Genomic DNA, 16,002 nt, shown 5'->3' on the forward strand with positions numbered 1-16,002 from the left:
CTAAGCCCGTGAGCCGCCCCACTCCTTCGCTGGGAACGTTTACGGCGCGAACCTGTATCCCATGCCCGCCTCGGTGAGCAGGTACGCGGGATTGGCGGGGTCGCGTTCAAGCTTGCGCCGCAACTGCGCCATGTAGACGCGCAGGTAGTGGGTTTCCTTGGCATAGGCCGGCCCCCACACCTCCGACAGGATCTGCTGCTGGCTGACAAGTCGGCCGGGATTGCGCACCAGCAGCTCCAGCACACTCCATTCGGTGGGCGTCATCCGCACAGGCAGTCCGCCGCGCATGACCAGCTTATTGGCAAGGTCCACGGTGAATTCCGCCGTCTCAACGAGCGGCTCCGCAGCCTGCGGGCCTGCCCGGCGGGTGGCCACGCGCAGCCTGGCGAGCAGTTCGTCAAGCCCGAACGGCTTGGTCACGTAATCGTCGGCGCCGGCGTCGAGGGCCTCAACCTTGTCGTGGGAGCCGTGCCGCGCCGACAGCACGATGATCGGCACCTCGCTCCAGCCGCGCAGCCCGGCAATCACATCCAGCCCGTCCATGTCGGGAAGGCCCAGGTCAAGCACGACGACGTCAATCGCCTGGGTTTGGGCGGCGGCCAGCGCCGCGGTCCCGTTGGCGGCCGGGACAACGATGTAGCCGTGGGCGTGCAGGTTGATTTGCAGGGCGCGCAGGATTTGCGGCTCGTCGTCAACAATCAGGACGGTGGTCATGGCAGGGTCCTCACAATTCCGGTGGAGAGCGGCATGCGGATGATCATTGTCAGGCCGCCACCCGGTGTTTCCTCGGCTTCAAGCACGCCTCCCATGATCTCGGTGAAACCCTTCGCAACTGCCAACCCAAGACCCACACCGGTGCCGCCCTGCGCGCCGTACGAGACGTCGTCGAGCCTTTGGAAGGGCTTGAAGATGGCCATGACATCGGCCGCTGGAACGCCCTTGCCGTGGTCAACCACGCGCATTTCGCTCGCCGGGTGGCCGTTGATGGTGGAGCTTCCCGAACCGCCAATGGACCCCACGACAAGGATTTCCGAATCCCCGGCGTATTTCACCGCGTTCTCCACAATATTGGCAATGACCCGTTCGAGCAGTCCGGGGTCGGCCTCGATGGCGGGCATGTTCGGTGGCAGTTCCCTGCGCACGCGCTCCGCCGGAACCCCGTGGAGTGCTGCGGGCAGGACCTCCTGCCACGTCACAGGGCCCACAACGGGGCGGACCATTTGGGCGCTCAGCCGCGACATGTCAAGGAGGTTTCCCACCAGGGCATCCATCCTATCCGCATAGTGCTCGATGGTTGCCAGCAGCTCGGCCTCATCCTCCGGGCTGAAGGTCACCTCGGTTTGGCGCAGGCTGCTGACCGAAAGCTTGATGCCTGCCAGGGGTGTGCGCAGGTCATGGGACACCGCCCGCAATACTGAGGTCCTGATGTTGTTGTCCTGACTGAGCTGCACGTTCTCGCGCTGGGTCTGGCTCAGCGCCTCGCGTTGCTCCAGGGCCAAAAGGTGGGCACCGAAGGCGCTGAGCAGCCGCCTGTCCCGGGCCGGCAGGATCCGCCCAGACAGTCCCAGCACCCAGTGCTCGGAAACTTCCTCCACCGTGTCGGCCTGTCCGGGGGTCTGCGCCGGGTCCTCCCCTGCCGACGCCTCCAGCTGCCACCCACCGGGCCCGGGCCCGGCACCGTTGGACCCGCCGCCGTTGCCAAAAAGCGCCACCGAACGCATCCCAAAGTGCTCCCTGACCTGCTCGAGGAACACCTGGACCGTGTCACGCGATGCCAGGATGCCGCGGGCAAGCTCACTCAGGGTTGCCGCCTCGGCCCCGGCCTGCAGGGCGTCCCGCGAGCGCCGAGCCGACTGGTCAACGGCGAGCGCGACAGCGACGGCGACAAGCAGGAACACGATCAGCGTCAGGAGGTTTTCGGGGTTGCTGATGGTCAACGTCCCTATGGGAGGCGCGGAGAAGAAGTTCAGCAGCAGGCTCCCCCAGGCGGCGGCCAGCACTGCCGGCCACAGACCCCCGACCAGGGCGACGGCAATGGCGGCCGCCAGATGTATGACCATGGTGGTTTGCAGGGTCAGCGGCCCCGTGAACAGCTGCACAATGACGGGCAGCACCACGGCGACGGCAAAGCCTGCAATGACGCGCTTCCTGTTCAGTTCTCCACGGTTGCGCGGCACCCGCCCGGGGCCCGCCAGCGGGTGCGGGACCATGTGCACATCCATGTCTCCGGCTCCGCGGACCACCCTTGCGCCAACGCCTTGGCTGGAGAGGAAACCAAACTTTGGCTTGCGCCGTGAGGAGCCGATGACGATCTGTGTGGCGCCAACATTGCGGGCAAAGTCAAGCAATGCCCTGGCCGGGTCCTCCCCGCCCACCGAATGGTAGGTGCCGCCGAGGTCGGTGACGAGTTGGCGCTGTCCCTCGAGGGCCGCCGGGGCGTCCCCAGCAACGCCGTCGGACCGCGGTACGTGCACGGCCAGCAGTTCCCCGCCGCTGACGCGGCTCAGGATGCGGGCGGCCCTGCGCAGCAGCACCTCTCCCTCGGCGCCTCCTGTGAGCCCCACGACAACACGTTCACGGGTGGGCCAGCTTTCGGCTATGCCGTGACTCGCCCTGTACGCGGCCACGCCTTCCTCCACCCTGTCGGCCAACCACAGCAGCGCAAGCTCGCGCAGCGCCGTCAGGTTCCCGAGCCTGAAGCAGTTGGCCAGTGCGGCATCGACCTTCTCTGGCGCATACACGTGTCCCGTGCTCAGCCGTTGGCGCAGCAGCTCCGGCGGGATGTCAACGAGCTCAATTTGTTCGGCCCGGCGCACCACGTCGTCGGGGACGGTTTCGTGCTGGCGCACCCCCGTGATGGACTCGACCACATCACCAAGGGAGGCAAGGTGTTGGATGTTGACGGTGGAGTAGACGTCGATGCCCGCTGCGAGCAGCTCTTCCACGTCCTGCCAGCGCTTGGCGTTGCCCGCCCCCGTAATGTTTGAGTGCGCATATTCATCCACGAGCGCCAGTGCGGGCCGTCTGGCCAGCAGTGCTTGGACGTCGAGCTCCGCAAATCCCGTGCCCCTGTAGTCGATGTTCCGTGGCGCGATGACTTCAAGGCCCTCAAGCTGCGCCCTGGTCTGCTCCCTGCCGTGGTCAAGGACGATCCCGGCCACCACGTCGACACCGGCGGCCGCCTGGGCGCGGCCTTCATCCAACATGGAGTAGGTTTTCCCCACCCCGGGTGCCGCTCCCAGAAAAATCCGCAATGTGCCTCGACTCATAATTTATTCTCGCAGGCCGTCGGCTTATTTTTGCAGCTGCACCAGGGCAGCGTTCAAAGTGGTGGTGTTGACCGAGGCCTGGCCGAGGAAGGCGTTGAGCCCGGTGCTGGTGTTCTGCGCAACCAGCGCCTTCACGGCAGCCTCGCTGAGCCCGTTGGCCGATGCAACCCGCGGTACCTGCAGGGCCGCGTACGCCGTCGAAATGTCAGGGTCCAGCCCCGATCCGCTGACCGTCACGGCGTCAATCGGCACCCGGGCCGGTGCCACGTGTTCGCGGGCCGCCACCTCCGCTGGCCGCGGATAAAAGAACCTGGGCCGGGGCAACGAGCTGTCCCACCCCGCAAATAAGGACAGGGAGGCGAGCCCGAGCAGGCCGTCCTGACCTGATCCCATGCCTCCTGGTGCTGTCTCGCCCAGCATCATGTTCAGCAGGGCAAGCCCGCCGGCCAAGGGCGGCAGGGAATCGTGGGTCACGTTGACGCTAGCAGCGTGATGGCCTCCTGCGAGGTGACGGGGCCGCCGGGGACGGTTTGTTGTGCGCCCGTGACGAGGGTGTGGATGTCGGTGCCGCCCCAGTTCTGGATGACACGGGTGATCAGCAGGACCACCGCACCAAGGAAGGCGAGGGGCAGCAGGACACGGATGACGCCGCGGGTCAGATCCACCCAGAAATTCCCCAGATTGCTTGTTTCGGAGCGGGTGATGCCACGGATGAGCGCCACTACCACGGCAAGCCCGACGGCGGCGGAGAGGAAGATCTGCACGCAAGGCCGAGGGTGGCTTCGGGCGCGTAGCTCTGCCATCGGGTCCGTGCCCGAGAGTTTGTACAGGCGCCGTTCAAGGGCCAGGTGCCTGCTGCCGGTAAAGGTTGTTGCAAGATAGGCACCCACTGGCTGGTGCAACACGGCAAGGGCGACAAGCTGGGTGACTAGCGAGACAACGTTGAGCTCCATGGCGGCGCTCACCACTGCTCGGGGCGGATGAGGGCTGCGAGCAGGTAGACCAGCAATGCCAGCCCCACCAACCCAAGAATCGGCCACGATATAAATTCCACGACTACCTGCTGTCACGTGCGAAATGATGTCTGGATCAATCGCAAACCCGCCATGGGGCGGTGCAGGCTGTTTTTACGGGTTCTTAGCACCGGGCGGGGGCTTCTTGACAGCTTCCTGACCCGCCAGCACCGTGGGCGCGGTGCCCTTCTGCGCCCGGCCCGCGGAGAGTGATGCGCATAACCGTTTATGCGCACTGTTCATGGGCAGCCCGGACGCATAAGAGAGCAACATCCGCGGGCGTGCCGAGGCGTCCGCCCGGTTGCATCGCCGTCAGTTCTGCGTGCGTTGCCGCGTCCATCCAGCCGGTGTCGACGGGGTCGGGGTTGAGCACATTGGCGCTGATGCCCTGCTGTGCCAGTTTGCCCGGGTGTTGACCGCAAAATGCCGCTCGAAACTCTCCAGCGAGGTGTCCAGGATCGCCGAATCCACCGACTCGGCGTGGGAGAGCACCATGCCGGCCATCGGCCCGGCTTCCTGGGCAATCCGTCACATCAGGCGGTCGGCTGCGGACGGGTCGGCCAGGTCTGCCGGCATGGCCCACACCCGGGCCCCGGCCGTCGGCGGCAAGCGCCCTGGCAATGCCTGCCCCGATGCCCACCGTGCGGCCAACACCTGTACAACGCGGTCTTCGTGTACATCGCCCCAGCCTATGCCGCGCACCCGTCCCCGCCCTGCTGGAAATACGCTGTAGCTTGGAAGTGACCCTCAACGGCACTCGAAAGGCAGTCATGAGCAGCACACAGCCCACCCCCACACCCGGTTTCATTCCAGGGCGCGTAACGCGCAGGGCGGCTGCTCCGGCAGGAAAGCCCGGATCGGCCCCGGTCAACGCCGGCGCCGCGAAGTCGGGAAAGAAGCCGGTGCCCGCCGCACGGAAGACGCCCGACACGGCCACGATCAGTGCAGCCATCCGTGAGGCAGCGGCCGCAGCGAAGAAGCGTGTTCTCGCCATCACCAACGCCCACGTTGTTCCTGTGGAGGGCGAACCCTTCGACGGCACGGTGCTCGTTGAAGGCGGCAAGATCCTGGCCCTCGGCGCATCCGTTCAGGCTCCCGAGGGCGCCGACGTCCTCGACGCGAAGGGCCAGTGGCTGCTGCCCGGGTTCATCGACGCCCATGTGCACCTCGGCATGGACCCCGAAGGCGAGGTCGGCGCCACTAGCGACGTCAACGAGATGACGAACCCCGTCATGGCAGGCGTCCGCGCCATTGACGCCGTCGACCCCTTTGATCCCGGTTTCACCGACGCCTTGGCCGGTGGCATCACTACCGTCAACGTGAACCCCGGTTCGGGCAATCCGATCGGCGGCCAGGCCGTCGCGATGCACACGCACGGCCGGTACATCGAGGAAATGGTGCTGCGCTCCCCCAGCGGGCTGAAGTCGGCCCTGGGCGAGAACCCCAAGGGCGTATACGGGGAAAAGAAGCAGACACCCTCGACCCGGTTGGGTACGGCGCTGGTGATCAGGCAGGCGTTCATGGACGCGCAGAACTGGATGGCCAAGCCCGAGCCGCGCCCCCGCGACGCCCACATGGAAGCCCTTGCCATGGTGCTGCGCCGCGAAATCCCCTGGCGCCAGCACTGCCACAGGGCGGACGACATCGCCACCGCCATCCGCCTGGCCGAGGAATTCGGCTACGACCTCGTCATCGACCACGGCACCGAGGCGCACGTTTTGGGCGACGTTCTGGCCGCCCGTGGCACGCCGGTGCTCATCGGCCCGCTGTTCACCACAAAGTCCAAGCCCGAACTGCGCGCCCGGTCCATCGCCAACCCCGGCAAGCTGGCGGCTGCCGGCGTCGAGATTTCCATCATCACCGACCACCCCGTGGTGCCCATCAACTTCCTCGTCCACCAGGCATCCTTCGCCGTGAAGGAGGGCCTGGACCGGACCACCGCGCTGCGGGCCATCACGATCAACCCTGCGCGCGTGTTGGGCCTGGCCGGGAGGATCGGCTCGCTGAAGGTGGGCAAGGATGCCGACCTGGTGCTGTGGAGCGGGGATCCGCTGGACGTCATGGCGCGCGCCATGGCCGTGTTCATCGGCGGCAAGCCCGTTTACACGTACGACGCCGATGCCAAGGTGGGTGCCGCAGCCTCCCGCGTGTAACCTCCGACTGAAAATGATCCCGTTTGCGGGTTTCGACACCGGTAGAACGGTGTCAAAACCCGCAAACGGGATCATTTTTGGCGTGGGCCCTGTGCACCCAGGGCCGCGGGCACTTCGAGGGCAGCAGCAGCCTGTCTTGGCCCGCAGGGACGCGGCGCGTTGTTGACGGGCGACACAATATCGGTTGGCACGGACAGGAAATCGGCCAGGGATGTCGACACCATGGTCTACCTGATGCTGGGCACGCGGATCAGTTCAGGTGCGGTTGTCAACGCGCTATGGTGCACGGTGAAGCGGGTGAGATCGGTTCCCTGCCACCGCAACTGTTGAACGACGCCCGCGTTGAACCGCTGCAGGCCGCACTTAACGAGCGCGCCCCTGTGCCCGTTCGCCTAGCCACCGGTTCCGATGATGCAGTGGTCCGCGGCCCCCAGTGATTCGTCGGAACCAGGCAAAGGACCCTTGCGCCTGAAAAACCCGCTCACACTTTGGTGAACTCCATCCGGTTCGGTGCAGCCGCTGCGGCAGCCAGCCGCTGCTCGGCGGTCAATAAACTGTGTGGACGCATGAAAACTCCCCGGAAGTAAGGGATCTGCATTAATCAGTCCAACGTCCGGGGAGCAGTTCACAATGCTGCGAGAGCGTTTGTGTGTGCGCGAGGTTTACGGGAGTGAATCCAGCGCCTGCTCAAGATCCGCGATCAGGTCCTGGATGTCCTCGATGCCCACTGAAAGCCGGATCAGGTTCACGGGAACAGCCAAGTCGGTGCCCTTGACCGACGCGTGCGTCATCTCCGACGGGTAGTTCATCAGGGATTCAATGCCGCCCAGCGACTCCGCCAGCGTGAACACGTGGGTGGACTCGGCAACCTTGCGGGCCGCCGCCTCACCGCCCTTGAACTGCACAGAAATCATGCCGCCGAAGCCCCGCATCTGCGAGGCAGCGAGCGCATGACCCGGGTGCGAGGGCAGCCCCGGGTACAGCACCCGCTCAACCTCGGGCCGGGCGAGCAGCCATTCGGCGACGGCCTGCGCGTTCGAGCAGTGCCTGTCCATGCGCACGCCAAGGGTCTTCAGCCCGCGCGTCGTCAGCCAGGCTTCCATGGGTGCGGAGACGGCCCCGACGGCAAATTGCACAAAGCCGATCTTCTCGGCAGCCTCGGCATCGGAGAGGATGATGGCACCGCCCGACGCGTCCGAGTGCCCGCCAATGTACTTCGTGGTCGAATGCACCACCACGTCCGCACCCAAAGCCAGCGGATTTTGCAGGTACGGGGAGGCGAAGGTGTTATCCACCACGAGCAACGCGCCCGCGGCGTGTGCCACATCAGCTAGCGCCGCAATGTCTGTAATCTTCATCATCGGGTTCGACGGCGTCTCCACCCACACCATCTTCGTCCTGCCCTCGGGCCCGCCCGCGGCAACGGCGGCAGCCAGCGCCCCGGCGTCGTTCATGTCCACCGCGGCGTTGCTGATGCCCCACACGGACAGGACCCGGTTGATGAGCCTGTAGGTTCCTCCGTATACGTCATTGCCCATGATGATGTGGTCCCCGGGCACCAGCAGGGCGCGGATCAGGGCGTCCTCGGCGGCAAGGCCCGATGCGAAGCTGAACGCGAACTTGCCGCCCTCGAGCGCCGCGAGCTGGGCCTGGAGGGCATCGCGGGTGGGGTTGGTGCCGCGGCCGTATTCGTAGCCGTTGCGCAGCTTGCCGATCCCGTCCTGGGCAAACGTGGTGGTTTGATACAGCGGCGGGATGACCGATCCGGTGGTGGGGTCGGGGGTCTGCCCTGCGTGGACGGCGCGGGTGTTGAAGCCTGAGGTGGTGGGGTCGGCCATGATCTCTCCTGAAAGGTCGGTCGCGGGGTCAGTCGTTGAGGTAGTTGAGCAGGTCGTGGCGTGTCAGCACACCAACGGGCGCACCCACAAACGTGACCATGAGCGCGTCCACGTCCTGCAATTTGATGCGCGCTGCGGATATCGGCTCCAGCGAACCGATGATGGGCAGCAGCGGCTGCATGTGCTCGGTAATTTTGTCAGTCAGTCTAGCCTCATGCCTGAACAGCTTGCCCGTCAGGGTGCGTTCGTCCACTGAGCCCAGCACCTCCCCCATGACAACGGGCGGTTCGGCCGACAGCACCGGAATCTGGGAGACGCCGTATTCGGCCATCAGGCTGATGACGTCGCGGACTGTTTCGTTCGGGTGGATATGGACAAGCGCCGGCAGCTGCCCCGTCTTGGCCTTGAGGATGTCGCCAATCGCGGGCTCGTCGGTGGTCTTCAGAAAGCCGTACGACTGCATCCACTTGTCGTCGAAGATCTTGCCCAAATAGCCGCGTCCGCCATCCGGCAGAAGCACGACGACGACGGCCGCAGGTCCCAGCCCTTTGGCAACTTCCAGCGCGGCCACCACTGCCATGCCGGAGGAGCCGCCCACGAGCAGGCCCTCCTCACGCGCAAGGCGGCGGGTCATGGCGAAGGAGTCGTTATCGGTGACGGCGATGACCTCGTGCGGGACAGTCGGATCGTAGGACGAGGGCCAGATGTCCTCCCCCACGCCCTCCACCAGGTAGGGCCGTCCCGTTCCGCCGGAGTAGACGGAGCCTTCGGGGTCCGCGCCGATGATACGGACCTCGCCACCGTCAGCTGCCGGGCGGTTCTTGGAGGCCTCGCGCAGGAAACGGCCGGTGCCGGTGATGGTGCCGCCGGTGCCGACCCCGGCCACAAAGTGGGTGACCTTCCCGTCGGTGTCGCGCCAAATTTCCGGCCCCGTGGTCTCGTAGTGGCTCAGCGGTCCGTTTTGGTTGGAAAACTGGTCAGGTTTGTAGGCGCCGGGAATCTCTGTCACCAAGCGGTCGGAGACGCCGTAGTACGACTGCGGGCTGTCGGCGGCAACCGCCGTCGGGGTTACCACCACCTCCGCACCGTAGGCAGCCAGCACGGCCCGTTTGTCCTCACCGACCTTGTCGGGCACCACGAATACGCAGTTGTAGCCTCGCTGCTGCGCCACAAGTGCCAGCCCGACGCCGGTGTTTCCGCTTGTAGGTTCCACCACGGTGCCACCGGGCTTGATCAGGCCTTCCCTGGCGGCCTCGTCGAGCATCTTGACGGCGATGCGGTCCTTGGCCGAGCCGCCGGGATTCAGGTACTCAAGCTTGACCAGCACGGTGGCGGCGATGCCATCCGTGACCTTGTTCAGTTTTACCAGCGGGGTGTTGCCAATAAGGTCAAGAACCGAGTTCGCGTACTTCATAAGTCCCAACGTAGCCCTCCGTGCGACACCGGCCAAGAATCGTTGCCATTTGGGGCTTTCGCCGCAATAAACTTGAACCATGCTCTCAGCCTGCGACTCCCTGCCCGAGCTGCCGCAACGGATCCTCGTTGCAGGTGTGTCAGGTTCCGGCAAGACCACGCTTGCGGCCCGGATCGCCGCTGTCCTGGGCGTTCCCCACACCGAGATCGACAGTCTGTTCCACGGACCCGATTGGACCCCGCGCGAATCGTTTGAGCATGACGTGGAACAATTCAGCGGCACGGCGACGTGGACAACGGAGTGGCAGTACAACCCTGTCCGCGACATGTTGGCCGAGCGGGCAGACACCCTCATCTGGCTCGATTTCCCCACAGCACTCACACTGTCACGGCTCATCCGCCGCACGGTCCGGCGTCGGCTGCGGCGGGAGGAGCTGTGGAACGGCAACCTGGAGGCACCCCTGCACAGCATTTTTTTCGACCCCGACCACATCATTCGCTGGGGCTGGCAAACCCGGAACCTCTACCGCAGCCGCATTCCTGCCCTGCGGCAATCCCACCCCGGCTTGCGGATCGTGCGGCTGCGACGGCAAAGGGACGTGGAGACCTGGGTGAAAAACCTCTCGACGACGGTCGCCACCGGCAGGAAGGCGCAGCCGTGACGCCGGAGGAATTGGCCACCCTGACACTCCTGCGGCGGGCCAGGGACATGATCGATCGGGACTACGCGCAGCCGCTGGATGTTCCCACGATCGCGCAAAAGGCGTTCATGTCCCCCGCCCATTTTTCCCGAAAATTCCGGGCAGCATATGGGGAAACGCCCTATTCGTACCTCATGACCCGGCGCATTGAACGTGCCACGGCGCTGCTGCGCGCGGGAATGTCAGTGACCGACGCGTGCATGGCGGTCGGCGCCACCTCGCTGGGTTCCTTCAGCACCAAGTTCACCGAGATCATGGGCGAATCGCCCAGCAGCTACAAGGCCCGCGACCACAGCGCCATCGAGGCCATGCCGCCGTGCTTTGTCAGGTCAACTACCAGGCCTCGGCGCGCAGCCGGCAAACCGCAGCCGGGCAAGCCCCTTGCCGGCGAGCCGAGCAGGAATGAAGAAGCGCCCGCGCCCGCCGCACCGTAGCGTGGTTGCCATGACCATTTCACTGCAGTACACCAACATCACAGTCAACGACCCCGACGCGTCCATCGAGTTCTACCGTGACGCCCTTGGCCTGGAGGTCAGCAATGACGTCCGCTCCGGCGACTTCCGCTGGGTGACGATGGGCACCGACGCCCAGCCCGGCCTGGGCATCGTCCTGTCCGAACCCCACGCCGGCCGCTCACAGGAAGACGGCGACGCCATGGCCGAGCTGCTGAACAAGGGTGTGCTTCCCATGCTCGTTTTCACGACCAGCAACTTGGATGCAACCTTTGAGCAGGCAGTCGCCGCCGGCGCCGAGGTCCTGCAGGAACCTGTCGACCAACCGTGGGGCCCGCGCGACTGCGCCTTCCGCGACCCCTCCGGCAACACTGTGCGCGTCAATCAGGGCTGATCCCGCGTCCAAACCGAAAAGTGCGCCCGCCTCCCGTTTATGCGCCCGTTCCACGGGGCGCGTAAACGGGAGGCGGGCGCGAAAATCTGAAGCGGCCCCGGCGAAGCGCTGTCAAAGCCCTGTGGATGGCGTCAAGGGGTTATCCACAATCCACCAGGGGGCCCTTACCGCCGGCTTCAAGTGCTGGAACGCTTGGACGCATGAGCTCACCACGATTGATCCTTCCGTCCGATGTGGAGCTGGCCGGCCAGGACTCCCGCCTCCTGTCCGTGCTGAACAAACAAGGTCGATATTTCCGGGTCCGGCGCGGCATTTACACGGAGGCTTCCGGCTGGGAGGCGCTGGATCCGGCATCCCAATACGGTCTGCGCGCCGCAGCGTTCCAGCTGACCACCAAGCAACAACCCGTCTTCTGCCACGCCTCGGCCGCCCTCCTGTGGGGTTTGTGGATACTAGGGAAACCGGAGAAACTTCATGTGCTCACCGAAGAACGGGACGGCGGTCGCAGCCGCGGCGACATCGCCCGACACATCGGACTATTGAACCAAGGGGTGGTGCAATGCGGTCCGTTCCTCCTGACTGACAAGCTCACCACCTCCGTGCAGTTGATTACAAGGCTCAAATTTGAGCAGGCAGTGGCCGTGTGTGATTCCAGCCTTCGAACACCCCGACATGCCGCTGGCGGCAATATCTTCACTCCCACGGGCACGGCCGATCCTTTTCATGAACCCTCGTGGAAAAACGATGAACCGCAGGGCCCTGCACTGCTGAAATCCGAACTCATGTCCGCTGCGGAGGACCTCCCGTCGCGTTCGGCCCGCAACCGGGCCGTGGCCGTGATTGAGTTCGCCTCCGGCCTCTCGGGATCGTTGGGGGAGTCCTTCAGCCGGGTCCGGATGGCCCAATTGGGTTTTTCCACCCCTGAGCTGCAACACAAGTTTGTGCTCCGCGATGGCAACAACGCCTTCGTTGATTTTTGGTTCAAGGAGGCGCGCCGGGCCGGGGAATTTGATGGCCGGGAAAAATATTTGCGCCATGACTGGGGCGGCGGGACGTCCACCCAGGACCGGATCATTGAGGAGAAGATCCGTGAAGACCACATCCGCGCCCAGGGCGTTGGCTTCGTTCGGTGGACTTGGGCGGAAATGATGAACCTCGATCGCTTTGAGCGGCTCCTCCGCCAGGCAGGAATTCCGCAAAAATAGACCACCCCCACCCAAAAATGCGCCCGCCTCCCGTTTATGAGCCCTTTCTACAGGGCGCATAAACGGGAGGCGGGCGCATAAATCGAAGAGGGCCTAGATCAGTCCGTCCGAGAGGTGGTTCGGTGTGCCGAAGCGGTGGGCCGTGATGCTGACGGCCTGCTCGTGCAGGAACGGCAGCATCTCAACGCGGCCGGCCTCCGTCACTGAACCGTGGTAGATCGCCAGGTCGGGGCGTCCGCCGGTTGCCTCGTACACAGCACTGGAGTCGCCGCCGATGAGGCGGATGCGGCCGGCACCGAAGCTGCGTGCGGTGCCCAGCCAGTCGACGTCGGATTCGATGGTGACGTGGATGCGCAGGCTCAGCAGCAGTGCCTGCACCGCGCTGGGAAGTGCGACGCCGGAGGAGACAACCGGAGCGGCTCCAGCCCTGATGCCTGCCGCGAGGACCCGGAGGAGCTTCGCAAGTGACTCGCCCTCGGCCAGGCGGACCAGCGGGTTCAGCGGCAGGTAGCGGAACACGTTGCGTTCAGCGGACAACCCCGAAACGTCCTTCGCAACACCGAACTCACAGGCCCAAGCTGCTGCGTCGCTGTGCAGCGAGCGCGTCAGGAACGCCTGCTCTTCCCCAGCCAGAGACGAGGCCGCGTTGAGCATCTTGCGCGCATCGTCACCCAGCGGCTCAGCCGCAGTAGATCGAGCCGAGATCCAGGAGCCCAGGCCCATCAGGTAGTTGGGTCCGCCGGCCTTGGTGCCTGCACCGACAGCCGACTTCTTCCAGCCACCGAACGGCTGGCGCTGCACAATGGCACCGGTAATGCCACGGTTCACGTAGAGGTTTCCGGCTTCCACAGTGTCCAGCCACAGGCCAATCTCGGCCGAATCCAGCGAGTGCAGGCCGGTGGTCAGGCCGTACTCAATGGCGTTGACCATGGCGATGGCTTCTTCCAACGTCTCTGCCTGCATGACGCCCAGGACGGGGCCGAAGAACTCAGTCAGGTGGAAGGTGGAGCCGGCCGCAACACCCGTGCGGACGCCAGGGGACCAGAGGCGTCCGGTGGAATCCAGCTGCTTGGGCTCAATGGCCCAGGCTTCTCCGGCATCCAGGGTGGTCAACGCACCCAGCAGCTTGCCGGCGGCCGGTTCAATGACCGGGCCCATCTGGGTCGTCGCCGTTTCGGGGTAGCCAACGGCGAGGCTGGTGGCCGCGTCCATGAGCTGGTTGCGGAAGCGGTTGGACTTCGCCACGGAACCGACCATGATGACAAGCGAAGCCGCGGAGCACTTCTGTCCGGCGTGGCCGAACGCCGACTGCACAACGTCCTTGGCGGCGAGGTCAAGGTCAGCGCTCGGCGTGACGATGATGGCGTTCTTGCCTGACGTCTCCGCCAGCAGGGGCAGGTCGGTGCGGAAGCGCCGGAACAGTTCTGCCGTCTCGTAGCCACCTGTCAGGATGACGCGGTCGACGGCGGGGTGGGACACGAGTGCCTTGCCCAGCTCGTTCTCGCCAAGCTGGACAAGGGCCAGGACGTCGCGGGGCACGCCGGCGTCCCAGAGGGCCTTGACCATGAGGGATCCGCTGCGCTGTGCCTGCGGCGCGGGTTTGATGACAACGGCGGAGCCGGCTGCCAGTGCGGACAGGGTAGAGCCTGCCGGGATGGCGATGGGGAAGTTCCACGGCGGGGTCACCACGGTGAGCTTCGCCGGGACGAACGTTGCGCCGTCGACCGTTTCCAGGTCCTTGGCACGCTCGGCATAGTAGTGGGCAAAGTCCACTGCCTCGCTGATTTCAGGGTCCGACTGATCAAGCGTCTTGCCGGTCTCCGAGGCCATGACCTCCATGAATTCGGCGCGGCGGGATTCCATCATGTCACCGGCGCGGTGCAGGATGGCGGCGCGCTCGGCACCGCCCATGGCACCCCATGCGGCAGCGGAGGCAACGGCGGTGTCAACGATCGCGTTCAGTTCGTCGAGTTCGGTGACGGTGGTGTCGGCGACGACGTCGTTGCCCAGGACGGAGCCGGGGATGCGGGCCAGGATGTCCTTGCCCCAGGCGTGGTTGGCCACGAGCGACGGGTCCGTGTCAGGGGTGTTGGCGAAGGAGTCAACAGGCGCCGGGGCTGCGGGTTGGTTGCGGTCCTGGATGCGGTTGGTGGGCGGAACCGTGGCGTCCAGGCCGGCCAGTGAGTCCAGGAAGCGCTGCTGCTCGCGCGCGAACAATGCCTCATTCTCGGACAGCTCGAAGACGGCGGACATGAAGTTGTCCTGGCTGGCGCCTTCTTCAAGGCGGCGGATCAGGTACGCGATCGCCACGTCGAACTCGCCCGGGTGGACCACGGGCGTGTAGAGCAGCAGCGATCCGACGTCCTTGCGGACGGCCTCGGCCTGGCCGGTGGCCATGCCCAGGAGCATTTCGAACTCGAGTGCGCCGGTGGAGGTGTCGATGCCGCGCTGCTTGGCGAGCAGCCAGGCGTGGGCCACGTCGAAGAGGTTGTGCCCGGCAACACCGATGTGGACGGCGTCGATGTGCTCGGGGGTGAGCGCGTAGTTCACGATGCGCTTGTAGTTCGTGTCGGAGTCCGCCTTGGTGCCCCAGGTGGCCAGCGGCCAGCCGAAGACGGAGGCTTGGACCTGTTCCATGGGCAGGTTGGCGCCCTTGACGATGCGGACTTTGACGGCGGCGCCGCCCTCGGCGCGGCGGGCGGTGGCCCATTCCTGCAGGTCGATCATGGCGGCGAGGGTGTCAGGGAGGTACGCCTGGAGCACGATGCCGGCTTCGAGGTGCTTGAACTCGGGCTTCTCCAGGATGCGCTTGAACACCGCAATGGTCATGGTGAGGTCCTTGTACTCCTCCATGTCCAGGTTGATGAACTTGGCCTTGGGGAAGGAATTCGCCAGCGTGTACAGCGGAGTGAGCTTTTCCACGATGTGCTCGACGGCGTCGTCGAAAGCCCACGGCGAGTGGGGGGCAACAGTGGAGGATTCCTTGATGGAGACGTAGTCGACGTCGTCCCTCGCCAAGAGCTTGAGGGTTCCCTCGAGGCGGCGGGCGGCTTCGTTCTCGCCCAGCACGGCTTCGCCCAGGAGGTTTACGTTCAGGTCAACGCCGTCCTGGCGGATCTTGGCGATGGCCGGGCCCAGCTTGGCGTCGGTCGCGTCAACGATGAGGTGGCCCACCATGTCACGGAGGACCCTGCGGGCGATCGGTATGACAATGCGGGGCAGGACCGGGGCCATGATGCCGCCGATGCGGACTGCGCTGCGCATGTACCAGGGCAGGAACGCCGGGACCTTGGGAGCCAGTGCGGCAAGGTTGCGTGCGGCGACGGCGAGGTCTTCGGGACGGACAACGCCGTCGACGAAGCCAACGGTGAAGTCAAGGCCGTTGGGGTCCTTCAGGACGCCGGCGAGGCGCTGGGCCGAAACGTCCGCAGGGAAGGTGGCGGCCTCGTTCAGCCAGTGCCGGACAAGGGCGATGGTTTCCTCTGCAAGGTCAGTGCTGGGAACCGGGATGGTTGCGGCGGTGGCCGCGGCGGCGGATCTTGTCATGGTTGCGGTGCGTTCTTT

General features: G+C 65.4%; 14 protein-coding genes. 6 read left to right on the plus strand and 8 right to left on the minus strand.

Annotated elements, in window-relative coordinates:
* Positions 1-39: 39 nt before the first annotated feature.
* From AAGW05_RS06020 to kdpF, 5 genes are read right to left on the minus strand one after another with little or no spacing between them, the layout of a single operon-like run.
* Positions 40-714 carry a response regulator gene (locus AAGW05_RS06020; protein WP_411803580.1) on the minus strand — a complete coding sequence of 225 codons (675 nt, stop codon included), beginning with the start codon at positions 712-714 and terminating at the stop codon, positions 40-42.
* The gene (locus tag AAGW05_RS06025; RefSeq protein ID WP_411803581.1) at positions 711-3,269 is read right to left on the minus strand and encodes a DUF4118 domain-containing protein; all 2,559 of its coding nucleotides are present in this window, start codon (positions 3,267-3,269) and stop codon (positions 711-713) included. The genes AAGW05_RS06020 and AAGW05_RS06025 overlap by 4 nt, the downstream gene beginning before the upstream one ends.
* 24 nt (positions 3,270-3,293) lie before the next feature.
* Entirely contained in the window at positions 3,294-3,743 is a 450-nt protein-coding gene (locus tag AAGW05_RS06030) for a potassium-transporting ATPase subunit C (protein WP_411803582.1), read from the minus strand.
* On the minus strand, positions 3,740-4,234 hold the full coding sequence (locus AAGW05_RS06035) for a potassium-transporting ATPase subunit KdpA (RefSeq protein WP_411803583.1): 495 nt from the start codon (positions 4,232-4,234) through the stop codon (positions 3,740-3,742). The genes AAGW05_RS06030 and AAGW05_RS06035 overlap by 4 nt, the downstream gene beginning before the upstream one ends.
* Positions 4,231-4,323: a K(+)-transporting ATPase subunit F gene (gene kdpF, locus AAGW05_RS06040; protein WP_411803584.1), complete on the minus strand. Its 93-nt coding sequence runs from the start codon at positions 4,321-4,323 to the stop codon at positions 4,231-4,233. The genes AAGW05_RS06035 and kdpF overlap by 4 nt, the downstream gene beginning before the upstream one ends.
* Positions 4,324-5,052: 729 nt before the next feature.
* Here kdpF and AAGW05_RS06045 point away from each other — a divergent pair.
* Entirely contained in the window at positions 5,053-6,435 is a 1,383-nt protein-coding gene (locus AAGW05_RS06045; RefSeq protein WP_411803585.1) for an amidohydrolase, read from the plus strand.
* 278 nt (positions 6,436-6,713) lie between these two features.
* The gene (locus tag AAGW05_RS06050; RefSeq protein WP_411803586.1) at positions 6,714-6,872 is read left to right on the plus strand and encodes a hypothetical protein; all 159 of its coding nucleotides are present in this window, start codon (positions 6,714-6,716) and stop codon (positions 6,870-6,872) included.
* A 225-nt stretch (positions 6,873-7,097) separates the two neighbouring features.
* Here AAGW05_RS06050 and AAGW05_RS06055 read toward each other — a convergent pair whose 3' ends face one another.
* A complete protein-coding gene (locus AAGW05_RS06055) occupies positions 7,098-8,273 on the minus strand; it encodes a cystathionine gamma-synthase (RefSeq protein ID WP_411803587.1) in 1,176 nt (391 codons plus the stop codon).
* A gap of 28 nt (positions 8,274-8,301) precedes the next feature.
* Positions 8,302-9,687: a cystathionine beta-synthase gene (locus AAGW05_RS06060; protein WP_411803588.1), complete on the minus strand. Its 1,386-nt coding sequence runs from the start codon at positions 9,685-9,687 to the stop codon at positions 8,302-8,304.
* A gap of 79 nt (positions 9,688-9,766) precedes the next feature.
* Between AAGW05_RS06060 and AAGW05_RS06065 the strand changes: the two genes are divergently transcribed.
* The 4 genes from AAGW05_RS06065 to AAGW05_RS06080 all read left to right on the plus strand — a co-directional run bounded on the left by AAGW05_RS06065 (position 9,767) and on the right by AAGW05_RS06080 (position 12,438).
* Positions 9,767-10,348 carry an AAA family ATPase gene (locus tag AAGW05_RS06065; RefSeq protein ID WP_411803589.1) on the plus strand — a complete coding sequence of 194 codons (582 nt, stop codon included), beginning with the start codon at positions 9,767-9,769 and terminating at the stop codon, positions 10,346-10,348.
* Positions 10,345-10,821 (plus strand): helix-turn-helix transcriptional regulator, encoded by a 477-nt coding sequence (locus AAGW05_RS06070; RefSeq protein ID WP_411803590.1) that lies wholly within the window; start codon positions 10,345-10,347, stop codon positions 10,819-10,821. Before AAGW05_RS06065 ends, AAGW05_RS06070 begins: the two co-directional genes overlap by 4 nt.
* A 10-nt stretch (positions 10,822-10,831) precedes the next feature.
* Positions 10,832-11,233 carry a VOC family protein gene (locus tag AAGW05_RS06075; RefSeq protein ID WP_411803591.1) on the plus strand — a complete coding sequence of 134 codons (402 nt, stop codon included), beginning with the start codon at positions 10,832-10,834 and terminating at the stop codon, positions 11,231-11,233.
* A gap of 200 nt (positions 11,234-11,433) precedes the next feature.
* Positions 11,434-12,438 (plus strand): hypothetical protein, encoded by a 1,005-nt coding sequence (locus AAGW05_RS06080; RefSeq protein WP_411803592.1) that lies wholly within the window; start codon positions 11,434-11,436, stop codon positions 12,436-12,438.
* Between the two features lie 93 nt (positions 12,439-12,531).
* On the opposite strand, the gene AAGW05_RS06085 is transcribed toward AAGW05_RS06080, so the two are convergent.
* Positions 12,532-15,984 carry a proline dehydrogenase family protein gene (locus tag AAGW05_RS06085; RefSeq protein WP_411803593.1) on the minus strand — a complete coding sequence of 1,151 codons (3,453 nt, stop codon included), beginning with the start codon at positions 15,982-15,984 and terminating at the stop codon, positions 12,532-12,534.
* Between the last annotated feature and the right edge of the window lie 18 nt (positions 15,985-16,002).

The sequence above is a fragment of the Arthrobacter sp. LAPM80 genome, assembly GCF_046736435.1.
Classification (GTDB): Bacteria; Actinomycetota; Actinomycetes; order Actinomycetales; family Micrococcaceae; genus Specibacter.